The 23247-nt window shown below is 70.0% G+C and carries 22 protein-coding genes; 12 read left to right on the top strand and 10 right to left on the bottom strand.

Annotation, left to right across the window (positions count from 1 at the left end; all coding sequences use genetic code 11):
* Window positions 1–79: 79 nt before the first annotated feature.
* Together JMF97_RS24665 and JMF97_RS24660 are read right to left on the bottom strand one after the other, a co-directional pair.
* Entirely contained in the window at window positions 80–745 is a 666-nt protein-coding gene (locus JMF97_RS24665) for a Type 1 glutamine amidotransferase-like domain-containing protein (protein WP_203223672.1), read from the bottom strand.
* Between the two features lie 192 nt (window positions 746–937).
* Complete coding sequence (locus JMF97_RS24660; protein WP_203223671.1) at window positions 938–1435, bottom strand: GNAT family N-acetyltransferase; 498 nt, start codon at window positions 1433–1435, stop codon at window positions 938–940.
* A 448-nt stretch (window positions 1436–1883) separates the two neighbouring features.
* Here JMF97_RS24660 and kdpF point away from each other — a divergent pair, with 448 nt between their 5' ends.
* From kdpF to JMF97_RS24630, 6 genes are all read left to right on the top strand, one after another.
* The gene (gene kdpF, locus JMF97_RS24655; protein ID WP_203223670.1) at window positions 1884–1973 is read left to right on the top strand and encodes a K(+)-transporting ATPase subunit F; all 90 of its coding nucleotides are present in this window, start codon (window positions 1884–1886) and stop codon (window positions 1971–1973) included.
* Complete coding sequence (gene kdpA, locus JMF97_RS24650) at window positions 1973–3628, top strand: potassium-transporting ATPase subunit KdpA (RefSeq protein ID WP_203223669.1); 1656 nt, start codon at window positions 1973–1975, stop codon at window positions 3626–3628. The genes kdpF and kdpA overlap by 1 nt, the downstream gene beginning before the upstream one ends.
* A gap of 20 nt (window positions 3629–3648) precedes the next feature.
* Window positions 3649–5817, top strand: coding sequence for a potassium-transporting ATPase subunit KdpB (gene kdpB / locus JMF97_RS24645; RefSeq protein WP_203223728.1), 2169 nt, complete (start codon window positions 3649–3651; stop codon window positions 5815–5817).
* The gene (locus JMF97_RS24640; RefSeq protein WP_203223668.1) at window positions 5817–6698 is read left to right on the top strand and encodes a potassium-transporting ATPase subunit C; all 882 of its coding nucleotides are present in this window, start codon (window positions 5817–5819) and stop codon (window positions 6696–6698) included. Before kdpB ends, JMF97_RS24640 begins: the two co-directional genes overlap by 1 nt.
* Window positions 6699–6777: 79 nt before the next feature.
* Window positions 6778–9333: a sensor histidine kinase gene (locus JMF97_RS24635; RefSeq protein WP_203223667.1), complete on the top strand. Its 2556-nt coding sequence runs from the start codon at window positions 6778–6780 to the stop codon at window positions 9331–9333.
* Complete coding sequence (locus tag JMF97_RS24630; RefSeq protein ID WP_203223666.1) at window positions 9330–10022, top strand: response regulator; 693 nt, start codon at window positions 9330–9332, stop codon at window positions 10020–10022. The genes JMF97_RS24635 and JMF97_RS24630 overlap by 4 nt, the downstream gene beginning before the upstream one ends.
* Window positions 10023–10062: 40 nt before the next feature.
* Here JMF97_RS24630 and JMF97_RS24625 read toward each other — a convergent pair whose 3' ends face one another.
* Window positions 10063–10530 (bottom strand): VOC family protein, encoded by a 468-nt coding sequence (locus JMF97_RS24625; protein WP_203223665.1) that lies wholly within the window; start codon window positions 10528–10530, stop codon window positions 10063–10065.
* Between the two features lie 108 nt (window positions 10531–10638).
* On the opposite strand from JMF97_RS24625, the gene JMF97_RS24620 reads away from it, so the two are divergent.
* Window positions 10639–11655 (top strand): helix-turn-helix transcriptional regulator, encoded by a 1017-nt coding sequence (locus JMF97_RS24620; RefSeq protein ID WP_203223664.1) that lies wholly within the window; start codon window positions 10639–10641, stop codon window positions 11653–11655.
* Between the two features lie 287 nt (window positions 11656–11942).
* A complete protein-coding gene (locus JMF97_RS24615) occupies window positions 11943–14588 on the top strand; it encodes a S8 family serine peptidase (RefSeq protein WP_307817095.1) in 2646 nt (881 codons plus the stop codon).
* Between the two features lie 74 nt (window positions 14589–14662).
* Here the strand turns inward: JMF97_RS24615 and JMF97_RS24610 are convergent, their stop codons facing one another.
* The gene (locus JMF97_RS24610; protein WP_203223662.1) at window positions 14663–15328 is read right to left on the bottom strand and encodes a hypothetical protein; all 666 of its coding nucleotides are present in this window, start codon (window positions 15326–15328) and stop codon (window positions 14663–14665) included.
* 42 nt (window positions 15329–15370) lie between these two features.
* Here JMF97_RS24610 and JMF97_RS24605 point away from each other — a divergent pair, with 42 nt between their 5' ends.
* Window positions 15371–16177, top strand: coding sequence for a MerR family transcriptional regulator (locus JMF97_RS24605; protein ID WP_203223661.1), 807 nt, complete (start codon window positions 15371–15373; stop codon window positions 16175–16177).
* Here JMF97_RS24605 and JMF97_RS24600 read toward each other — a convergent pair.
* Both JMF97_RS24600 and JMF97_RS24595 read right to left on the bottom strand, forming a co-directional pair.
* Window positions 16172–16711, bottom strand: coding sequence for a hypothetical protein (locus JMF97_RS24600; RefSeq protein ID WP_203223660.1), 540 nt, complete (start codon window positions 16709–16711; stop codon window positions 16172–16174). The genes JMF97_RS24605 and JMF97_RS24600 overlap by 6 nt on opposite strands.
* A 311-nt stretch (window positions 16712–17022) precedes the next feature.
* Entirely contained in the window at window positions 17023–17811 is a 789-nt protein-coding gene (locus JMF97_RS24595; protein ID WP_203223659.1) for a DUF6545 domain-containing protein, read from the bottom strand.
* Between the two features lie 272 nt (window positions 17812–18083).
* Between JMF97_RS24595 and JMF97_RS24590 the strand changes: the two genes are divergently transcribed.
* On the top strand, window positions 18084–18650 hold the full coding sequence (locus JMF97_RS24590) for a phosphatase PAP2 family protein (protein WP_203223727.1): 567 nt from the start codon (window positions 18084–18086) through the stop codon (window positions 18648–18650).
* Window positions 18651–18659: 9 nt separating this feature from the next.
* On the opposite strand, the gene JMF97_RS24585 is transcribed toward JMF97_RS24590, so the two are convergent.
* Window positions 18660–18890, bottom strand: a complete 231-nt coding sequence (locus tag JMF97_RS24585) for a hypothetical protein (RefSeq protein WP_238360031.1) — start codon at window positions 18888–18890, stop codon at window positions 18660–18662.
* Between the two features lie 448 nt (window positions 18891–19338).
* Between JMF97_RS24585 and JMF97_RS32090 the strand changes: the two genes are divergently transcribed.
* Window positions 19339–19731 (top strand): HflX-like GTP-binding protein, encoded by a 393-nt coding sequence (locus tag JMF97_RS32090; RefSeq protein WP_203223658.1) that lies wholly within the window; start codon window positions 19339–19341, stop codon window positions 19729–19731.
* Window positions 19732–19939: 208 nt separating this feature from the next.
* Window positions 19940–20824 (top strand): alpha/beta hydrolase, encoded by an 885-nt coding sequence (locus JMF97_RS24575; protein WP_203223657.1) that lies wholly within the window; start codon window positions 19940–19942, stop codon window positions 20822–20824.
* Window positions 20825–20841: 17 nt separating this feature from the next.
* On the opposite strand, the gene JMF97_RS24570 is transcribed toward JMF97_RS24575, so the two are convergent.
* The 3 genes from JMF97_RS24570 to JMF97_RS24560 are packed head-to-tail and all read right to left on the bottom strand — an operon-like array spanning window position 20842 to window position 23095.
* On the bottom strand, window positions 20842–21807 hold the full coding sequence (locus JMF97_RS24570) for an ABC-2 membrane transporter-related protein (protein WP_203223656.1): 966 nt from the start codon (window positions 21805–21807) through the stop codon (window positions 20842–20844).
* Window positions 21804–22703, bottom strand: coding sequence for an ABC transporter ATP-binding protein (locus JMF97_RS24565; protein WP_203223655.1), 900 nt, complete (start codon window positions 22701–22703; stop codon window positions 21804–21806). Before JMF97_RS24565 ends, JMF97_RS24570 begins: the two co-directional genes overlap by 4 nt.
* Complete coding sequence (locus JMF97_RS24560) at window positions 22700–23095, bottom strand: GntR family transcriptional regulator (protein ID WP_203223654.1); 396 nt, start codon at window positions 23093–23095, stop codon at window positions 22700–22702. Before JMF97_RS24560 ends, JMF97_RS24565 begins: the two co-directional genes overlap by 4 nt.
* Window positions 23096–23247: the final 152 nt, after the last annotated feature.

Genomic DNA, 23247 nt, shown 5'->3' with positions numbered 1-23247 from the left:
CCGCGAGCGGTACCGGCGCCTCGCTTGGCGCCGGCCGGGCCTCGCAACGAGCCTGAGCATCGAGGCCATGGGTGGAGATTCAGCCGAACCTCGTCCACTGCCCCTCGGACACCACGTCGACGGCGCCGTCGACGACCTTGATGGCCGTCTGTTCGTCGATAGCGTAGGCCGGGCCGCCGATGTCAGCCGCCCACCGCTGCGCATCGGCCGGCGTGTTCGTGGGGAAGAGGTTCAGGTGCGGGAAGATCGAGAAGTCGACGACGCCCAGAGTTCGGTCGTCCGGCGCCGACGCCCACTCGACGAAGTACGCCCCGATCCGCGGCGTCATCACCATGCTTCCCGCACTCACCCCCACCCAGACGAGGTCGGGCAGCGAGGGCAGCAGATCGGCCAGCCCGGACTCTCGCATCCAGTGACACAGGTACGTCGCATCGCCACCGTCGACCAGCAGCACATCGGTCTCCCGAACCCAGGGCACCCACCGCTGAGCGCCGATGCTGGGCAGCGCGGTCAACTCCAGGACACCGAGCGAACCCCAGCCCAGGCCGGACAGGTACCGCCAGTCGGACCCGGGGTCGGCGGCCACCAGACCCCGCACCGACGCCGGCCCGCACATCGGGTGGCCCCACTGTGCCGTCGGGATGCAGAGGGCGCGACACTCGGCGACCGGCTTACCGAGAAGCTGCCGGAGCGCGGTATGGATGCTCGGGTTCGTCACACCGCCGGACGTCAGCAACAGCTTCACGACATCTCCAAGATCGAGCGGAAGGACGATGCACCTCAGGGCCAGGGAGCCAGCCCATCGTAGGCCTGGCCACGCTCCGCCACGATCCCGAAGATGGCCCCCCAAAGATCACGCTCGATACATGATCGAGTGGCATCGGCGCGGCACCATCACCACTTGATCCCTGTTCGAGGGCGGTCTTGAGGTGCCGGGTCAGGCCACCGGGTCAGCGAACCGCTGGCGGGTAAGCTCCGCGACGATCTCGCCGTCCTCGTCCGGCTTCAACTCCTGGAAGCCGATCGAGCCGTAGAGACCCCGGGCCAGGTCGTTCGACGTGTGTACGGACAGCCGCACGCCCTGACAGTCGGGCCGCTCCATCAGCCAGCGCACCAGGGTCAGTACGGTGGCCCGGCCCAGCCCGGCACCCTGCCGCGACGCGTCGATGACCATCCCACCGATCCAGTAGCTCTGGTCGTCGTCGTCCCAACCCCACATGACGTGACCGACGACCTCGTCGTCGGCGCAGACCGCCAGCGAGTGCCACACCCCTTCACGCAGACTGAGCAGCAGATATCGCGCGGCCGACGGGGCGACGAAGTCCCGTTGGTCGTCGCGAGGTACGACGTCCGCCACCGCTCGCCAGTTGTCGTCGTCGACGGGCCGTAGCCGCACGCGTCGGCCCGCCCGGTCCGTCAGCCCAAAATCGATCATCTCTGCCGTACCTCGTGCCCGTTCATTTGCGGCGAAAAAGGCTGTCCCGCCGACTCGAAGGTGTGCTCGACAGGGACGTCGGCAAACCGGAGACGTCCTCCGAATCGCCCCGCAGCATACCGCCGGCGCCGTCGTGCCCGGCGGTCCCACCGGGCAGTCGATCTGTCCCGCGGGCCACGACCGGCTGCGTCGGTTCGCCTCGCCGGATGCAGCAGGCCACTTCGCGTGAAAAAGGCGTGAAGAATTGCGCGTTCGTCGTGATGATCGCGTTATAGCACCTGTCATTCCCGACCGGTCGGCGCTGTGATTGCCCGGCGCGGCCGACAGAAGCGGGCCGCGACGCCCCGGTCGGGAATGAGGAGTCGGTCGTGTCTGACGTGGTGTTCGTCGTGTTGACGGTGGCGCTGTTCGCGCTGCTCGCCCTGATGGTGAGGGGCGTGGAGAAGCTGTGAGCGTCGTCAATGTCGCCGGTCTGGTGCTGGCTGTCGGCCTGGCGGTTTTCCTGGTGATCGCCCTGCTGTTTCCGGAGCGGTTCTGATGAGCGGTACGAGCGCCGGGGTGTTGTTCGTTGTCTCGTTGGTGGCGGCCCTGGCCGTCGTGCACCGGCCGTTGGGCGACTACCTGTACCGCGTGGTGTGCGCCGAGCGGCATTCTCGGGTCGAGCGCGGGATCTACCGGCTGATCGGGGTGAACCCGGCCGCCGAACAGTCCTGGGGTGTGTACGCCCGCGCCGTCCTGGCGTTCTCCGCCGTTTCGGTGCTGTTCCTCTACGCCTTCCTGCGGCTGCAGAACCACCTGTGGCTGTCGCTCGGCTTCGACCCGGTGGTCGCGCACGGGGCCTGGAACACCGCGGTGTCGTTCGTGACGAACACGAACTGGCAGTGGTATTCGGGCGAGTCGACGATGGGCCATCTGGTGCAGATGGCCGGACTGGCGGTGCAGAACTTCGTCTCCGCCGCGGTGGGCATCGCGGTCGCGGTCGCACTGGTACGCGGCTTCGCCCGTAGCCGCGCCGGGACGGTGGGCAACTTCTGGGTCGACCTGACCCGGATCACGGTGCGGGTGCTGTTGCCGCTCTCCGTGCTCGCGGCGCTGGTCCTGATGATCGGTGGCGCGGTGCAGAACCTCTCCGCCGGTACGGAGATCACCACGTTGACCGGGGGCGGCCAGAGCATCACGGGTGGGCCGGTGGCCAGCCAGGAGGCGATCAAGGATCTCGGCACCAATGGTGGTGGCTTCTACAACGTCAACAGCGCGCATCCGTTCGAGAACCCGACCGCCTGGACGAACTGGTGGGAGATCTTCCTGCTGCTGGTGATCCCGTTCAGCCTGCCGCGGGTGTTCGGCCGGATGGTCGGTCAGGTCCGGCAGGGCTACGCGATCGTCGCGGTGATGGCGACCCTGGCGCTGGCCAGCGTCGCGCTGACCACCGCGTTCGAGATATCCGGTCACGGCACGGTGCCGCAGGCGGTCGGGGCGGCCCTGGAGGGCAAGGAGGTGCGGTTCGACGTGTCGAACTCGGCGACCTTCGCCGCCGCGACCACGCTGACCTCCACCGGTTCGGTGAACTCGTTCCACGACTCGTACACCGCGCTCGGTGGTGGGATGCTGCTGGTCAACATGATGCTCGGCGAGGTCGCGCCCGGCGGTGTCGGCGCGGGCCTGTACGGGCTGCTCATCCTCGCCGTGATCACGGTCTTCGTCGCCGGGCTGATGGTCGGCCGGACCCCGGAGTACGTGGGCAGGAAGATCGGAGCACGCGAGATCAAGCTGGCCTCGCTGTACTTCCTGGTCCCCCCGGCACTGGTGTTGATCGGTACGGCGGCGGCGTTCGCCACCGGCAACCACGTCACCGCGCTGAACGCCGGCCCGCACGGGCTCTCCGAGGTGCTCTACGCGTTCACCTCGGCGAGCAACAACAACGGTTCGGCGTTCGCCGGTCTGACGGTGAACACGCCGTGGTGGAACACGGCGCTCGGGTTGTGCATGCTGATCGGCCGATTCGCGCCGATCATCCTGGTGCTGGCGTTGGCCGGTTCCCTCGCACGGCAGCAACCCACCCCCGCCTCCCCCGGCACCCTCCCCACCCATCGCCCGTTGTTCGTCGGGATGGTCGTCGGCGTCACGGTGGTCCTGGTCGCGCTGACGTTCCTGCCCGCGCTGGCGCTCGGCCCCCTGGCCGAGGGGCTGTGATCAGCATGAGAGAGAAGGACATGACCGTCACCGCGCACCCCAGCGCCCCGGGCTCATCGGCCACCCACGGCAACCGGGGTGGCGGGCTGCTCGACCCGAGGCAACTCATCCGTTCGCTGCCCGACGCGTTGGGCAAACTCGACCCGCGTTCGCTGTGGCGCAACCCGGTCATGCTGATCGTCGAGATCGGTGCGGCCTTCACCACCGTCCTCGCGGTGGCGCAACCGTCGGTGTTCGCCTGGGCGATCACGGTGTGGCTGTGGCTGACCGTCGTCTTCGCCAACCTCGCCGAGGCCGTCGCCGAGGGCCGGGGCAAGGCGCAGGCCGCCGCGCTGCGTACGGCGCGGGCCGACACCGTCGCCACCCGCGTCCTCGACTGGACCGCGGGCGCCGCCCCCGGCGCCCACCGCACCGAGAGCGTCCCGGCCCCGCAGCTGCGGCAGGGCGACATCGTGGTGGTCGAGGCCGGCGAGACCATCCCCGGTGACGGTGACGTGGTCGACGGCATCGCCAGCGTCGACGAGTCCGCGATCACCGGTGAGTCCGCGCCGGTGATCCGGGAATCCGGTGGCGACCGCAGCGCGGTCACCGGCGGCACGAAGGTGCTCTCCGACCGGATCATCGTCAGGATCACCCAGAAGCCGGGCGAGAGCTTCATCGATCGCATGATCGCCCTGGTGGAGGGCGCCAACCGGCAGAAGACCCCGAACGAGATCGCGCTGAACATCCTGCTCGCCGCGCTCACGATCATCTTCCTGCTGGCGGTCGTCTCCCTCCAGCCCCTCGGCATCTTCTCGAAGGACTTCCAGGCCGCCGCCGCGGACAGCGCGGCGATCACCGACGGTGGTGTCACCGGCATCGTGCTGGTCGCGCTGCTGGTCTGCCTCATCCCGACCACCATCGGCGCGCTGCTGTCGGCGATCGGCATCGCCGGCATGGACCGCCTGGTGCAGCGCAACGTGCTCGCCATGAGCGGGCGGGCCGTGGAAGCCGCCGGCGACGTCAACACACTGCTGTTGGACAAGACCGGCACGATCACGCTCGGCAACCGGCAGGCCGCCGAGTTCCTGCCGGTCGAGGGCGTCACCGCCGGTCAGGTGGCCGACGCGGCCCAGTTGTCCAGCCTCGCCGACGAGACCCCGGAGGGCCGGTCGGTCGTGGTGCTCGCGAAGAACGAGTTCGGACTGCGGCAGCGCGAACCGGGCCTGATGCCGCACGCCACGTTCGTGCCGTTCACCGCGCAGACGCGGATGAGCGGTGTGGACCTGACAACTGGCGACGGCGGCCCGGCCCGACGCATCCGCAAGGGCGCCGCCGCCGCCGTGATGCAGTGGGTACGCCAGCACGGCGGCCACCCCACCGCACAGGTCGGCCAGGTGGTGGACGAGATCAGCGGCATGGGCGGCACGCCCCTCGTGGTGGCCGAGCACGTCGACGGTCAGCCGGCCCGCGCCCTGGGCGTCATCCACCTCAAGGACGTGGTCAAGGCCGGCATGCGGGAACGCTTCGACGAGATGCGCCGGATGGGCATCCGCACCGTCATGATCACCGGCGACAATCCGCGTACCGCGCAGGCGATCGCCGACGAGGCCGGGGTGGACGACTTCCTCGCCGAGGCCACACCGGAGGACAAGCTCGCCCTGATCCGTACGGAGCAGGCGGGCGGCCGACTGGTCGCGATGACCGGCGACGGCACCAACGACGCCCCCGCGCTCGCCCAGGCCGACGTGGGCGTCGCCATGAACACCGGCACCTCCGCCGCGAAGGAGGCCGGCAACATGGTCGACCTCGATTCCGACCCGACCAAGCTGATCGAGATCGTGGAGATCGGCAAACAACTGTTGATCACCCGAGGGGCGTTGACCACCTTCTCTATCGCCAACGACATCGCGAAGTACTTCGCGATCATCCCGGCCATGTTCGCCGGGCTCTACCCGAGTCTGGACGTACTCAACATCATGCGCCTGTCGGGTCCGGAGTCGGCGATCCTGTCGGCGGTCATCTTCAACGCGATGGTCATCGTCGCGCTGATCCCGCTCGCGCTGCGCGGCGTGCGGTACCGGCCCGCCGCCGCGTCGCGTCTGCTGCGCCGCAACCTGCTGGTCTACGGCCTCGGCGGCATCGTCGTGCCGTTCCTCGGCATCAAGCTCATCGACCTGCTCATCCAGTTCGTCCCGGGGATCTCCTGATGCGCCTACCCACCTGGCTCGCCCACCATCTCGCCGCCCTGCGCGCGCTGCTGGTCTTCACCGCGCTCGCCGGAATCGCCTACCCCCTCACCATGGTCGCCGTCGGCCGCCTCCCCGGCCTCGCCGACCGTGCCGACGGCTCGATCATCGAGGTCGACGGCCGCGTCGCCGGCAGCGCCCTGATCGGGCAGTCCTTCACCGACGCGGACGGCAGGGCCGTACCGCGCTACTTCCAGTCCCGTCCGTCGGCGGCCGGTGCCGGCTACGACCCCACCTCCACCAGCGCCACGAACCTCGGCCCGGAGGACGTCGTCGACGTCATCGCCACCGACCCCGACGAGAGCAGACAGAGTCTGCTCACCCAGGTCTGCACCCGCAGCAGGGCGGTCGGCGAACTCGATGGCGTCGACGGTCGCCGGCCGTACTGCACCGCCGACGGGGTGGGGGCGGTGCTGGCCGTCTTCCGTGCCGACGGGCTGACCGGCCCGGTCGTCCGGGTGGTCAGCGTCAACCAGACCGCACCGGCCACCCCGTTCCTCCCCGGCTACGCGGGCGTGCCGGTGGAGTTGGCCCAGCCGGGGCAGGACTACCGGGCCGCGGGGGCGAACATCGTCCCCGTCCGAGGTGACGCACCGGCCGTGCCCGCCGTACCGGCCGACGCGGTCACCGCCAGCGGCAGCGGCCTCGACCCGCACATCAGTCCGGCGTACGCGCGGCTGCAGGTCCCGCGGGTGGCCCGGGAGCGCGGCGCGGACCCGGCTGCGGTCGAACGTCTCGTCGAAGAGCACACCACCGGCCGTACGCTCGGCTTCATGGGCGCGCCCGGGGTGAACGTGCTGGAACTCAACCTCGCCCTCGACGAGACGTTCCCGCCACGCTGACGCCAGCGGGCCGGGATCGGAGTGTCCCGGCCCCGGCACCGGTACCCCGGCCGCCGACCATGTGGAGAGGACCACTGCTGTGCCGCGAGGGGAACTGCGCATCTACCTCGGTGCCGCACCCGGCGTCGGGAAGACGTACGCCATGCTCGAAGAGGCCCAGCGGCGCGCCGAACGCGGCACCGACGTGGTGATCGCCCTGGTCGAGACCCACGGCCGCCCGCACACCGCCGCCATGATCGGTGACCTGGAGGTGATCGCCCGCCGCACCGCCACCTACCGGGGTGGCACCTTCCAGGAGATGGATCTCGACGCCGTCCTCGCCCGTCACCCCGCGGTCGCCGTCGTCGACGAGTTGGCCCACACCAACGTGCCGGGGTCGCGCCACGCGAAGCGGTGGCAGGACATCCAGGAACTGCTCGACGCCGGGATCAGCGTGCTGTCCACGGTCAACATCCAGCACCTGGAGTCGCTCAACGACGTCGTCGCCCAGATCACCGGCACGACCCAACGCGAGACCGTGCCCGACCAGATCGTGCGGGCCGCCGCGCAGGTCGAACTGGTCGACATGACCCCCGAGGCGCTGCGGCGGCGGATGGCGCACGGCAACGTCTACCCACCGGACAAGATCGACGCGGCGCTGGGGAACTACTTCCGGGTCGGCAACCTCACCGCGCTACGGGAGCTGGCCCTGCTCTGGCTCGCCGGCACCGTCGACGAGCAACTCGACGCGTACCGCGCCCAGCAGGGCATCTCGGCCACCTGGGAGGCCCGCGAACGGGTGGTCGTCGCGCTCACCGGCGGCCCGGAGGGCGCCACGTTGATCCGCCGGGCCGCGCGCATCGCCGCCCGCAGCAAGGGCGCCGATCTGCTCGCCGTACACGTGGCCCGCAACGACGGCCTCGCCGGCGCCGACCCCGCCCACCTGGCCCGGCAGCGGGTGCTCGTCGAGAGCCTCGGCGGCACCTACCACCAGGTCCTCGGCGGTGACGTCCCGGCCGCGCTGCTCGATTTCGCCCGCGGCGTCAACGCCACCCAACTCGTCCTCGGCGCCAGCCGGCGGGGCCGCTTCGCCCAGGTGTTCTCCCGTGGGGTCGGGGTCACCACCACCGCGCTGTCCGGGCCCATCGACGTCCACCTGGTCACCCACCCCGAGGCCGGGCGAGGTCGGCGTACGGCCGGGGTGCCCGCGGCGTTGTCCCGGCGCCGCCGGCTGCTCGGCTTCGCACTCGCCGTGCTCGGCATGCCGGCGCTGACCGCATCGCTCACAGCGCTGCCGGATCTCACCCTCACCAGCGACATCCTGCTCTTCCTCGCCGCCGTCGTCGGCGTCGCGCTCGTCGGTGGGCTGTGGCCGGCGCTGCTCGCCGCACTCGGTGGTTCGCTGCTGTTGAACTGGTTCTTCACGCCGCCCTTCGCCACGTTGACCATCGCCGGGGCCGACAACCTGCTCGCGTTGGCGGTCTTCGTCGGCGTCGCGGTCGCCGTCAGCGGGGTCGTCGACATGGCCGCCCGCCGCACCCGGGACGCGGCCCGGGCCTCCGCCGAGGCGCGGACCCTGGCCACCGTGGCCGGGAGCGTGTTGCGCGGCCAGCGCCCGCTGACCGCCCTGCTGGATCGGCTCCGCGAGACGTTCGCGCTGCGTGCGGTGAGCGTGCTGGAGTTGGTGGATGCGGCCGACGGTCGGCCCGACCGGGCTCGCGAGGAGGCGGCCTGGCGGCTTGTCGCCAGCGTCGGCGAGGCGCCGGCGACGAGTCCGGGTGCGGGCGAGACCGCCGTGCCGGTGGACGACCGACTCACCGTCGTGCTCTGCGGCCGCCGGCTGGCGGCCTCCGATCGGCGCGTCGTCGAGGCCTTCGCCGCCCAGGCCGCCGTCGCGCTGCGTCAGCAACGCCTGGCCGCGCAGGCCGCCGCCGCCCGGCCGCTGGCGGAGGCGGACCGGATGCGCACCGCGCTGCTCGCCGCGGTCAGCCACGACCTGCGTACGCCGCTCGCCTCGGCCAAGGCGGCCGTGTCCAGCCTGCGCAGTCACGACGTCGAGTTCGACGCCGCCGACCGGGACGAGTTGCTCGCCACCGCCGACGAGTCCCTCGATCGGCTCGGCCGACTCGTCGCCAACCTGCTCGACATGAGCCGCCTACAGGCCGGGGCCCTCGGCGTACACGCCGTCGCCATCGGTGTGGAGGACGTCGTACCTCGGGCGTTGGACGAACTCGGGCCGCCCGCCGCCGGGGTCCGCACCGACATCCCCGCCGACCTGCCGGCCGCGACCGCCGATCCCGGCCTGCTGGAACGGGTCCTGGTCAACATCGTCGCCAACGCCCTGCGACACAGTCCACCGCACCGGCCGCCGCTGGTCACCGCCAGCGCCCACGCCGGCCAGGTCGAGCTGCGGATCATCGATCACGGCCCCGGCATCCCCGCCGACCAGTGGGAACACGTCTTCCAACCGTTCCAGCGCCTCGGCGACCGGGACAACACCGCGGGAGTCGGCCTCGGCCTCGCCCTGTCCCGCGGCCTCGCCGAAGCCATGGGCGGCAGCATCACTCCCGAGACCACCCCGGGTGGTGGACTGACCATGGTGCTGCGGCTGCCCGCCGCCGCATCCGTGACCGCCATGGAGGGACCGCCGGCATGAACCGGATTCTCGTCGTCGACGACGAACCGCAGATCCTGCGCGCCCTCGGCATCAACCTGCGCGCCCGTGGCTACGACGTGCAGGTCGCCGCCACCGGCACCGACGCCCTCAAGGCCGCTGCCCGGCATCCGCCCGACCTCGTCGTGCTCGACCTCGGCCTGCCCGACCTCGACGGCGTCGACGTCATCCGAGGGCTGCGCGGCTGGACCGGCGTACCGATCATCGTGCTCTCCGGCCGGGCCGGCAGCGACGACAAGGTCACCGCCCTCGACGCCGGCGCCGACGACTACGTGACCAAGCCGTTCGGCGTCGACGAGCTGCTCGCCCGCATCCGCGCCGTCACCCGCCGCCACACCACCGCTGAGACCGCCGACGGCCGGGCGGGCAGCCAGGCACGCGTGGGGCGGCACACGGTCGACCTCGCCGAACGGATCGTGACCCGCGACGACGGCACCGAGGTCCGACTCACCCCCACCCAGTGGGGTGTCCTCGAACGACTGCTGCGCCACCCCGGCAAGCTGATCACCCAACGTCAACTGCTGCAGGACGTGTGGGGACCGGAGTACCAGAACGAGACCGGCTACCTGCGTCAGTACATGGCCCAGCTTCGCCGCAAGCTGGAAACCGACCCCGCCCGACCACGACACTTGATCACCGAGCCCGGCATGGGCTACCGCTACCGCCCCTGACGTGCGGCGGTAGCGGTAGCGGCAGGCTGACCGGCGATGATCAGGCGTGGGCGTACGGTGCGGCGACGTCGAGGATCCAGGTGATGCCGAAGCGGTCGGTCAGCATCCCGAACGCCGGCGCCCACTGCGCCGGGCCGTACGCCTCGATGACCGTGGCGCCGTCCGCCAGCTTCTCCCACAGCGCGCCGACCTCTTCGACGGTCTCGCCGCGGACGGACAGGAAGAACGGCTCGCCGGTCAGCGTCATGCCGTTCTCGCGGCGAGTCGAGGGCTGCGGCGCGCCGTCGGCGACAGCGTGGCCGGGCACGTCGTACGCCATGACGCGGAAGCCGTCGGCGGCCGTGACCTGCCCCCAGACGACCTTGCCGGCGTCGGGCAACTCCTTCGGCATCCCGAAATCGCCGTACGTGACGATCATGATGTCGCCGCCGAACACCGAGTGGTAGAACTCCAGCGCCTCCCGGGCGTTGCCCCGGAAATTGAGGTGGGCGGTAGTGGTGATGCTCATGAGACTCCTGGTGAGAATCCCGGTCGGCGCGTCCGACCGGCGTCGTCCCCCAGATTCGACGACTGTGGTGACAGGTTGTGTCACCTACTGCGGCTAGGGTTCACGCCCATGCCGAAGACCTCCGCGCGACTGCTGGCGCTGTTGTCGCTGCTGCAGACGCGCCGCGAGTGGCCGGGCGCGCTGCTGGCCGAGCGGCTCGACGTCAGCCTGCGGACGGTGCGCCGCGACGTCGACCGGCTGCGCGAGCTCGGTTACCCCATCGCCGCCGTCAAGGGCCCCGATGGCGGCTACCGGCTCAGCGCCGGCACCGAGCTCCCGCCGCTGCTGTTCGATGACGAGCAGGCCGTCGCTCTCACCGTCGCGTTGCAGATCGCCGCCACCACGCGGGGCGACAGCGCCGGGGAAGCGGCAGCCCGGGCGTTGACCACCGTCCGGCAGGTCATGCCGTCCCGGCTGCGGCACCGCGTCAAGGCTCTCCAGATCACCGCCGTCGACCGGCCTGCCACCCGACCAGCCGCCCCGATCGACACCGGCGTGCTCCTGGCGATCAGCTCCGCCGTGCACGCGCGCGAGATCCTCCGCTTCGACTACGGCCCCGAGACCGCCGAGCAGCCGCCGCGCCGCGTCGAGCCACACCACGTCATCACCTGGGACGGGCGGTGGTACCTCGTCGCGTGGGACCTCGACCGGTCGGACTGGCGCACCTTCCGCGTCGAGCGGATCAGCCTGCGCATCCCCAACGGACCCCGCTTCACGCCCAGGCAGCTACCCGGCGGCGATGTCACCACCTTCGTCACCGGCAGGTTCCACGGCGCGGACGACGGCACCACCGGCTGGCCCTGCCAGGGCACCGTGATCCTCGACCTGCCCGCCGCCGCCGTGGCCCGCTACACCCGAGAGGGGATCGTCGAGGAGGTCGGCCCGGGCCGCTGCCGGCTCACGCTCGGCTCCTGGTCCTGGCCCAGCCTCGCCGCCGCCCTCGCCCGCTTCGACACCGAGATCGAGGTCGCCGGCCCCGCCGAGCTCACCGATGCCTTCGACCACCTGGCCCGCCGCTTCGCCAGGACGGCCGCCGGCCCGCCCCCGGTGGGGCATGTCGATCAGGTTCGCGCTCGTAGCCGCTGACCGCTTCGTCGTTGGTCTCACCCACAGAATCTTTCGTTGACAGCGAAACAATCATGAAGGATTGTGATATCGACGCAGGTCACTTCGCGACCGTGCTGAGCCACAGTCGACCGAAGGGGCACCCCCCTCTCACACCGGGGCCCACCGACCGACGTCTCCGGTGGTCGTTCGCCGACGAGCGCCGGGCGATCCCCACGCGGTCGGCTCTGGGCGCGTGGCCCTCGCCAGGGAAGGTAGACATGACACCGGCTAGACAACGCAGGCGCTCCCTGCTCCGCTCAGGCATCGTGGCCGCAGCGATCGTGCTGGCCCTCACCGCGGCCGCCGTACCCGCGGTGACAGCCCCGGCCGAGGGGCAGATCCTCGCCGCCGGCGGCCCGAGCGCGGTGACCGACTCCTACATCGTCGTGTTGCGGGACACCGCCGTCAGGGCCCAGGCCGTGGACAGCACCGCCCGTGACCTCGCCGTACGACAGGGTGGCAACGTCGGCCTGGTATACCGGCACGCCCTGCGGGGCTTCGAGGTCCGACTCTCCGAACGCGGTGCCCGTCGGCTCGCCGCCAACCCGGCCGTGGCCTCGGTGACGCAGAACCACACGGTCTCTGTGTCGGACGTGCAGAGCCCCACCCCGTCCTGGGGTCTGGACCGCATCGACCAGCGATCGTTGCCGCTGGACAACTCGTTCACCTACCCCCGGGTCACCCCGGCCGTACGGGCGTACGTCATCGACTCCGGCATCAACGTGGCGCACACCGACTTCGGCGGGCGGGCCGTGTCCGGCTGGGACTTCATGGAGGGCGACGCCGACGCCAACGACTGCCACGGCCACGGCACCCACGTGGCCGGCACGCTCGGCGGCTCCACCTACGGCGTGGCCAAGGACGTGCAACTGGTGGCCGTACGCGTGTTCAACTGCAGCGGCCGGGGCACCACCGCGCAGGTGATCGCCGGGGTCGACTGGGTGACCGGCGACCACGACCCCGGGGAACTGGCGGTGGCGAACATGAGCCTCGGCGGCCCGGCGTACCAACCCATGGTCGAGGCCGTGCAACGGTCGATCGCCGACGGCGTCACCTACGCGGTGTCGGCGGGCAACGAGAACGGCACTGACGCGTGCACGACCACCCCGGCCTCCGTCCCCGAGGCGATCACCGTTGCCGCCACCGGCCCCGACGACACCCGCGCACCCTTCTCCAACATCGGTCCGTGTGTGGACCTGTTCGCACCCGGCGTCGACATCACCTCGGCCTATATCGACGGCAACACCTCCACCCGCACCGCCTCCGGAACCTCGATGGCCGCCCCGCACGTCGCCGGGGCCGCCGCGCTCATCCTCGCCAACAACCCCACCTACACCCCGGCGCAGGTGACCCAGGCGCTCCTGGACAACGCCACCCCCGGCGTGGTGACCGACCCGGGCATCGGCTCACCGAACCGGCTGCTCCACGTCAACTCCACCGTGCCGGCCAACGACTTCACGCTGACCGCCACCCCGGCCAGCGGCACCGTCACGCCCGGTGGCTCCGTCTCGACCACGATCACCGGCACCGTCACCCGGGGTGTCGCCCAGCCGGTCTCCCTGGCGGTCAGCGGTCTGCCCGAGGGGGTGACGGCCACCTTCCAGCCGGCGAGCATCTCCTCGAACGGGAGCACCACACTCACGGTCAGCACCGCGGCGACGATGCTGGCCGGCAGCTACACCATCTCGGTGATCGGCACCGGAACCGACGCGATCCGGCCGGTGGCGTACCAGTTGCGCATCGACAACCCGCCCGGCTGCGTCGCCTCGGACGGCACCGACCGGGTGATCAGCGAGGGCCAGAACCTGTACGCCCCCATCACCATCACCGACTGCGCCGGTCGCGCCGCCCGCAACAGCACGATCGAGCTGCACATCGGCCACGCCAACATCAGCGAACTCGACGTGCGGCTGATCTCGCCCGCCGGCACCTGGTACTACCTGCTGGATCACACCGGCGGAGGCGCCAAGCGCGTCGACTACACATTCACCTATGACTTCTCCTCGGAGACGGCGAACGGCACCTGGCAGCTCTACGTCAGTGACAACATGTACCAGGGCACCGGGTTCCTCGACTCGTGGACACTCAACCTGGCGGGCGTCGACCTCCCGCCGCCGGCCTGCGGCGGTATCGCCACCGCCGACGTACGGATCCCGGAGAACGGCACGATCGAATCGCCGATCAACGTGGCCGACTGCGGCCGGGCACCATCGACCACCAGCTACATCGAAACCAACATCGGTCACCAGTACAACCGAGACCTGCGGCTCTCCCTCATCGCACCGGACGGACAGGCCTTCCTGCTCAAGGAGAGCCTCGTCGGGTCGTATCGGGCAAACGCCCGCGAAGCCTTCATCGCCGACCTGTCGAGCAAGCCGACAGCCGGCACCTGGAAGCTACGAATCCAGAACGTCGCCTCGTACGCAGGCATGCTTGAAGGCTGGAAGCTGACGCTCGACGGCGGTCCGCCGGCCACCACCCCACCGCCTACCACGCCTCCCCCTACCACGCCTCCGCCCACCACCCCACCCCCGACCACCCCGCCGCCCACCACCCCACCGCCCACGACCCCACCCCCGACCACGACGCCGCCGCCCACCACCCCACCGCCTGCTGGGTCCTCCTGCACCGCGGTCTACACCGTCCAGGACCAGTGGAACGGTGGATTCGTCGCCCAGGTCACCGTCACCGCGGGAACCACCGCGCTCAACGGCTGGCGGGTCACCCTCAACCTGCCGAGCGGCGCGTCGGTGGTCAACGTCTGGAACGGCGTCCGCAGCGGTACGAGCGGCGCCGTCACCGTCACGAACGAGCAGTACAACGGACAACTGGCCGCAGGTCAGAGCACCAGTTTCGGATTCCAGGGCGCCGGTAACGGCAGCGGAACCACCGCCACCTGCACCGCAAGCTGACATCCCACAACTGCCGAGCCATCCTCGTCCCGCGCACCGACGGGTTCACCCGGGCGCAGGACGAGGATGGCTGGTCACCGGCGCCGTACGAGCCGCCAGCCCAGCAATCCGTACCAGATCATGACGGGTAGCTGGAGGGCGTAGCCGAGATGTTCCAACGTTGGTGACATGCCGTTGGTCCCGGTGGTCCACGGAACGGCGACGGCGGCGAGGCCAGCCAGTGCGGCGAGCCCTCCGGCGCGGCGGAGCCGGTCCGGTAGATCGACGCTGATCGCGGTGACCGCGGCGGCGGCCGCCCAGAGCAGCCCAGCGAGATTGACCGTCCACTTCGCGGTGAGCAACACCGCGCCTGCCACATCGGCGACGGTGTCCGCCGGCGTCGCGGCGAGCTGGGTCACCGCGAGGTTGCCGGCGTCGTGGAGCAGGCCCGCCAGCCCCGCGGCAGCCAGCAACCCACCCGCGAGTACGGCAAGGTGCGGCCTGACCATCACGTCGGGCTTGCCGGCCAGCACCAGTCCCGCCGCGGTCAACGCCAGCCAGCCGAGTACGTCGAACGCGAGTTCGGTCAGATGCAGCCCGACGTGATCGCGTACGGCAGTCAATGTGGTGGCCGGATCGGCCGGATTCAGGGTCAGCCCCGATGGCACCACAATCGCCGCTGCGGTCAGGATCGCCACCAACGAGATCAGAAGGAGCATGCCGGCAAGCCGCGCACCCGGGTCATTGTCAGCCAGTGTCATGGTGGGCGACGCTAGAACTCTGCCGCAGGGAGAAGGTCAAGCATGTGGCGAATCGGGGAACTCGCCCGGATGACCGGCGCAAACGAACGAGCCCTGCGCCATTACGACAAGATCGGGCTCCTGGTGCCGACGGCCATCGACCGTACGTCCGGCTACCGCTGGTACGGCGTCGCGGCGCTGTCCCGACTGGAACGAATCCGCGGACTCCAACGCCTCGGCCTGTCCCTGCGCGACATAGCCGACCTGATCGACGCACCCGAGGCACACGTGCGGCAAGCAGCACGCGAAACAGTGGCAGGCATCCGCCGACACATCACGGCCCTGGACCAGACAGCGGACCGCGCCGAGGACTACCTCGCCACACCCGCGCCGCTCCTACCACAACAGGCCACCGTCGGCACCCGCCACCTGCGCGTCCGCCACCTCGAAGTCACCCACCCCGGCGAACTTGCGACCGTCTGCGCCGCGTACCCCACCACCACGCTGTTGACCTGGCTACGGGCACTCCCCCACGGCGGCTTCAGCGCCGCTGTCGACACCGGAGGCACCGGTGAGCGGCTCACGCTGCCGGCCCGCACGGTGGTACGCGCCGTCATCCCACCCGCCACCGGCATCATCGACGCCGGGCAGCACCTCTTCGCCTGGCTGCACCGTCATCACCTGGCCATCGCAGGCCCCACCGTCGAAGACCACCTCAGCGACGCCGACGGCGACCACGTCACAGTGCTGGAGGTGCCCATTGACACCACCCGACCAGCCGGCACCCCCGCTGGACGCCCGAAGGACCCGCTCAGCACACCCGACAAAGCTCGGGAACCAACCCCGCAGGAGCGGATGAAACACTCATGAGCCGGTGACGGCAGCGGCTATGACGGAGAAGAGAGCCGCGGCAAGCAGAACCAGTCCGACGGGCGCGCCGACAACGGCGCTCACCGTCAGCTTCCGGGCACGGGCAATCGGGAACGCGGCGAGCGCGGCGACCGTGATGAGCGCGGCAACCACGTAGATGATCGGATAGCCGATGAGGGCGGCGACCGGGAAGAGGTGCACCCCCACGACGAAGGCGATCCACACCGGGATGAGGTCCCGCCGGGCTCGGAGAACGAGCAGAAGGGATCCGAGAGCTGCGGTACCGAACTCGATGCCGACAACCACGCCGAACGCGCGGCTGGTGGTCTCGTCGAACGCGGTGCCGTCGTGCCAGTGTCGCCAGGTCAGCCAGCCACCGGCGACCGCCGTAAGGATGCTGGCCACCGAGCCGACCGCCAGGAGTCCACGCCACCGGCGAGGGGGCGCCTCCTGAGCCCAGCCGAACCAACTCGAAGCGAAAAAGCCGAAAACAACGGCGGTTGCCGCAAGATCACGCACATGCTCGGTGGTCACGCCACTCCCCGGTCCCCGGAGGACAATCCATCGAAGTCCAGGCAGTACGTAGCAGGCGCTGCCCGCACGGGGGAACGGGCAGCGCCTGAGCGGCAATGATAACCCAGGGCGTCAGCTCGGGCTCACGACGGCAGCCGGTACCCCCAGCAATGGGAAACCTCCACCCGACCTCTGGTCGAAGCCCCGCGGGAACTCCCCCGTTCCGGCAACGTCAGGGCCTCGCCCTCTCTTCGGAGGCGGGCTCACTGGAGAATCGGGCGACGGTTTCACGTACCAATGGCTCAGACAACGAGATCGATATCAACGCCAGCCTACGGGCGTCGGCCTCGACGTCGACGTGTGCAACCTTCGCCGGCTGTGGCTTCAAGGTCAGGTTCAACCTCACGCCGAACGACACGACCTTGTTCAAGGCGCCGTACGGCAACCAGAATCGCCGCCGCCTCACCAGCCGCTGCCGCCCGGGCCTGGTCCCAGCCGAGTTCAGCCGCCCGGCCTGAAGCGACGGCCCTCACCTGGGCGTCCTGCGGCCCCAGGGCCTGGATGCCATCACCGATCTCCACACATCGCCGGTACAGCCGCTGCTCCACGCCGAACACCCACCATGGATCACGCCTGGGCCGCCGCGGCGTCACCAGCACGATGTCCGGAACCGCCTGGTACAGCAGATACCACAGCGCATGCAGGTCCCGGTACATCGCGCTTCGACGAGGCCAGGCTCGAACGCCGTCCACCGCCTTCCACAACGTCGCCAGAACGAAGCTCGAACAGATCAACACCACCGAGAACGTGACAAGCGTCTGAGTCACCACCGGCTCTGGCCACGGAGGTGCGAGGTCGGCCAACTTCAGTCCGAGGAACAGCGCCTTGTGCGCAACGAACGCCGCGCCGAACGCCGCACCAGCGCTGAGCAGCAAGCCGGCGACCTGGCCTGTCCCCCACGAGAGAGCTGCATGGCCGGCATGCCGCAGTGCGATGTGCATCAGCTCGTGCAGGATCGTCTGGAGCCGGAGAATCGGCGGCGAGTCGCGGCCGTAGAGGACATAGTCGGTTTCGCCCGTGGCCACCCACAGTCCACACGGTTCCGTTTGCTCGACGCTCATGGCGACGAACTGAATGCGACGATGCCGTACCGCCTCCAGGGCCGCACCGGAACACCGTCTTGCCGTTTGTTCAGGATGTCCTGGTAGGGCGCTCGACTGTTCAGCCGAGCGCACGACCACAACAGTGGCAGACGCAAGCTGGCAGCTTAGCCAGACGAAGCCGGTTCCGGGGAGTTCCGCCGAGCGATGGGTCGTGGAGATTCCACCGCTGGGAGCAGAATGCAGATGTGAGCGTAGCCATCAGCAGTCAGGCTCGACGACCGGCCCACCGTGTGGCTCGCATCGCGACCGAAGTGTTCGCGCCTGCCCTCCTGGCCGCCGTCATGCCTATTGTGGTCGGAACCGCCAGCGCTCCGTCGATCCGTGAAGGCCTGCCATGGGCACTGACCGGAGCACTTTTCTGCGCCGTCATCCCGAACAGCTTGATCTGGTGGGGCGTACGTCGTGGTCGGCTGACGGACCATCACATTCGGGTCCGCGAGCAGCGGCGTACCCCGTTGGTCTACGGATTGTTGTCGGTCATCGCCGGCATTGCCCTGATGGTCAGCTTCGACGCTCCCCGACGACTCCTCGCCATGGTTGTCGTGATGCTCGCCATCGGCGTGGCAGTCACCGTCGTCAACCTTATCTGGAAGCTCAGCATTCACGCGGCGGTAGCCGCGGGCTCCGCCGCAGTACTTGTGATCGAGTTCGGTCCGACGCTCCTCGTGTCGGTGCCCGTAGTGGCGCTCGTCGGCTGGTCACGGGTCCGCCTGGGCGAGCACACCACCGGTCAGGTCCTCGCCGGCACCATCGTCGGCCTGCTCGTCGCAGTGCCGACGTTCGGTCTGCTGCGCTAGGCCGGCGGCCTATTCTGGCTGGTTTCGCCGACCCGATGCCTTGCTCTGCGCCTCCAGTGCGGCGACCTGTTCGACTATCGCGCGCAGGCTCGCCCGAGACGGCCCGGCAGGCATCCGTCGGGCGAGCACCGTGATGGTCTCAAGGTCAGGATCGGCTTCCATCTCGACGTTCGCGCTGACAACGTCCGGTGCGACCGAGTCGAAGAAATAGTTCGGCTGTACTCGGAAGAAGTTCGCCAACTGCTGAATAGCCGACCGCGTGGGGTTGTCTCTCTCCGATAGGCGCTGCTCACGTGTTTGACTTGGCCGCACCCGACCACTGTTGTGGCAGTGACACCGTAGCGGACAACCAAAGTGAAGCAACAGGTGAACCCGACATCAGGTATGTCGACGCCACATACCGCACAGTCGGGGCGGTGAACGCCGATCGCGGAGGGGACGAAACGGGGGATGCGCAAGCCCGCCCAGAGTCCGCACCGCAGCACTCTGGCACTGGCACGAGGGGTTGAGAGCCGGTACGGCCGCAGCGCATCAGGGGGGATCGTGACCCGACGCGAATCGGCAACCGTGGCCCCGGGCCTTGACCGCCCGGGGCCACCACAACCGGTCGGCTTTCGGGAATCCGCCTGCGAAACCGGATCGCACGGCGGCGCGGCGCATGCCGAGCGCCATCTGGCACCATGACCACGTGCGGCGAGATCCCCCCAGGCCACCGGCCTCCGTGCTGGCGGGCGCCGACGTGGTGCTCGTGGGCCTGTTCTCGGCGAAGGACACAGGGGTCGGCGCGAAGCTCGATCTACTGGCGACGTCGGTGCAGGCGTACGGTGGGCGGGTCGTGAGTCGGCACGTCCAGCGGCGCGGTGTCTCACATGGCGGTGCGGCGAAGATGAGTCTGCCGTACTCCCGCCGGACACTGCTCAGCCCTGGCAAGGCACGCGAGATCGCGACAGCATGCCGGGCTGCGCAGATCGGCGTCGCGGTCTTCGTGAACCCGCTGACGACACACCAGCAGAGCGTCCTCAGCGAGATGTTCGGATGCCTGGTGATCAGCGCTGCGGACCTCCCCACCGCCGGCCGGTGAACACTCCACATGCTGCCGACCGTGAAACGCACGACAGATGGTCTGCTGCGGTCAGGTAAGTACGGTGGCGTCGTCGAACACCAACGGTGACCACTGCGGTCGGCGCATCCGCCGACATCACCAATGATCATGACCTTCGCCATGCGTCCTCCGTACGCCTGATGCCCCGGCTGGTAGCGGTGCCGCCGGTTCCTGATTGACTCACCCCATGGAGCTGGTTGTCGATGCCGGCGATGTGTCCCTGCCGGCCACGCTTGACGTGCCGGCGGACGGGCCGGCGCGCGGCGCGATCGTCGTCCTGCACGGCTCCGGCGAGCCGCGCCGCTCGTACTTCCTCTACGAACACCTGGCACGGGTGTTTCCGGCGGCCGGTGTGGCGGTGCTGCGCTTCGATCGTCGTCCGCGTGAGCGGGGCGACGTGCCGTACGCCGTCCAGGCCGACGACGCCCTGGCGGCCGTCGCCCAGGTGCGTCGTCACATCGGTGACGTTCCCGTGGGGTTGTGGGCGTGGAGCCAGGGCGCCTGGCCCGCGTCCGCGGTCGCGGCCCGTCGACCGGAGCTGATCTCGTTCCTCGTGCTGGTCGCCGCGAGCGGGGTGAGCCCGGCGGCCCAGATGCGGTACGGGACCGCGCAGCAGTTGCTCCTCAACGGCTACGCAAGCGCGGAACTCGACGACCTGACCCGCCTGCGGGAAACGCTGGAGAACGTCGTACGCGGGCACCTCGATCGCACGACCGCGCAGGCGGTCATCGACAGGTACGCCGACCGGCCGTGGTTTCCGCTCGCCTACGTCCCACGCGACCTGGGCGACCATCCCGGCACCTGGGCGGACATGGACTACGACCCGGAGCCGGTCATCGCGCAGGTGCGCTGCCCGACGTTGCTGTTCTACGGCGAGGCCGACGAGTGGACTCCCGCCGACGACAGCATCGCCGTGTGGCGGCGCGCCGCCGCCACCGACGACCTGACCGTGCACCGGCTCGCCGGCTGCACCCACCTGCCGACCGCAGGCGGGGTCGAAGCGCTCGAGTCGATCAGCGCCGACTACCGCAGCACGATGCCCACCTGGGTCCAGCAACGAATGCGCCGTTGACCCGTCAGCGTCAGGCCCTAGATCAAGCGGCGCCGTACCCGCCACACCACCACGCCGATCAGGATCGCCGCGACGGCGACGAACAGGGCCGCCTCGATGAACTGGAACGTCCAGAACCGGTCGGCCGGGTGGTAGACCCCGAACTGCTGGATGCCCCGCGCGTGCAGGAACTGGTTGACGTTGGTGCCGGCCTGGTTGGCGGCCTCCTCCAGCTCGTAGTACTCGGTCGAGCTCAGCCTGCGCCCGGTGGCGTCCGCGTAGCCGCGTTCGATCGTCCAGTCGGCGACGCTGTGCCCCGCCTGCTCTCTTGAGCCGCCGACGGGGACCGGCGCCATGGTGGTGAGCGGCGTGGCGTACGCGGGGCGGGCCAGCAGCGCCACCGACATCCGGGCAGCGAGGAACGCCCCGAACGCGACGCCGAACGCGGGCAGGCTGCGCCGCAGGATCGCCCCTGCGGCGGTGGCGACGCCGAACGCGAACAGCGCGTACGCCATCGGCACGAGCCCTTCCAGGTCGAAGGCGTCGTACTGGAACCGCCCTTCCCAGGCGTCGAACGGCTGACGGAACCAGGTGAGCACCGCGGTGAACATCCCGGTGAGCGCGACGGTGACGCCGGCCAGTGCCGCGAGCTTGGCCGCCAGCCAGCGCATCCGCGGCACGGCCTGCGTCCAGGCGAGCTGCCAGGTGCCCTCCTCCAGTTCGCGCGCGAGCAGCGGCGCACCGAGGAACGCACCGACGACGACGGGGACCAGGTAGAAGGCCGCCAGGAGGTTCTCCAGGTACCCGTACTCCTCGTCGAGCTTGCGGAAGGCGGCTGTGCAGGCCTCGTCGACACCGGCCTCGCCCGCACAGCGGGCGGGACCGCCGGGGAACAGGTCGTGGGCCTGTGTCCCGAGCACGAGCAGGGCGACGCCGAACAGGCCGACGAGCAGACCCAGGACGCAGACCTCGGTGCGGTGCTGGCGCCAGATCAACCACCTCATGCCGCCACCTCCGACGTGACCGCGGCGTTCGGCTCGGACGGCCGACGCAGGTACGCCAGCACCAGCTCCTCCAGCGCGACCGGCTGGGCCTGCCAGCCGGGCGCGGCCGGGAGCCCGCCGTCGCGTACCAGCAGGGTCGTCTGCCGGTCGCTGTGGACGGCCTGCACGACGGTGCCGGCCCGGTCCAGGTCGGTGGCCGTACGCGGGCCGACGAGCAGCCGGTGCTCGGCGAGGAGGGTGTCGATGTCACCGGTGAGCGTGACCCGGCCACGGTTGAGCACGACCAGGTGGTCGCAGACGCGCTCCAGCTCGTGCACGACGTGGGAGGAGAACAGGACGGTCACCCCGCCTTCGGCCACCGCGCCCATCAGGACCTGGAGGAACTCGTGCCGGGCCAGCGGGTCGAGGCTGGCCACCGGCTCGTCGAGGACGAGCAGGTCCGGCCGCTTCGCCAGGGCCAGAGCCAACGCGACCTGGGCCTGCTGCCCGCCGGAGAGCGTGCCGGCCCGACGGTCGAGCGGGATACCCAGCTTCGCCAGCCGGCGCTCGGCCAGCCCCTGGTCGAACCGCAGGTTGCAGGCCCGGCCGAAGCGGAGCATCTCGGCGACCGTGAAGCGCTTGTACAGCGGATGATCCTGGGCCAGGAACCCCACCCGGGACAGGGTTTGCGGGGTGCTGGCGGTGACGTCGTGACCGAGGACCTCCACCGTGCCGGTGCTCGGGGCCAGCAACCCCACGACCAGACGCAGCAGCGTGGTCTTGCCCGCGCCGTTCGGCCCGACCAGGGCGATCACGCCGCCCGCCGGCAGGGCCAGGGTGCAGTCGCGCAACGCCCAACCCTTCCGGTACCGCTTGCCCACACCGTCGGTGCGCAGCGCGAACTCGGTCCCTGTCACGCCACGTCCTCGTTCCTCGTCTGCTGGTGGACGGACGTGAAGAGCGCGGTGACCGCCTGCTCGTCGAGGCCGGCCGCGTAGGCGCGGCGCAGCCAGGTCGCCAGGCCGCGTTGCAGCGAGGTGTACGTCGCTGCCGACATCGCGGCCGACTGCTGTGCGTTGACGAACGTGCCCTGGCCGGGCCGACCGGTGACCAGGTTCTCCTGCTCCATCTGCCGGTACGCCTTGGCGACGGTGTTCGGATTGATCGCCAGGTCCTCGACCACCTCGCGGATGAGCGGAAGGCGGTCACCGGGTTGGAGAAAGCCGAGCAGCACCGCCTGGCGGACCTGCTGGACGAGTTGCAGGTACGGCGGCACCCCGGAGCGGGTGTCGAGCCGGAAGACGAACACGGGTGACTCCTCACTGCTTTACTAGGACCATAGTAAAGCAGTGAATCACTGGACAAGGGAGCCGACGCGCCCGTCTGTGTGCGGTCAGGGCACTAGTAGTGCTTTGTTAGGTCGTTGTGGCGTGTCGCTTGTATGAGCGTCGTGCTGGTGTT

Origin of the sequence: Micromonospora fiedleri (genome assembly GCF_016774385.1) — a bacterium.
Classification (GTDB): Bacteria; Actinomycetota; Actinomycetes; order Mycobacteriales; family Micromonosporaceae; genus Micromonospora; species Micromonospora gifhornensis.
This window is presented reverse-complemented; position numbering and strand designations above follow the sequence as displayed.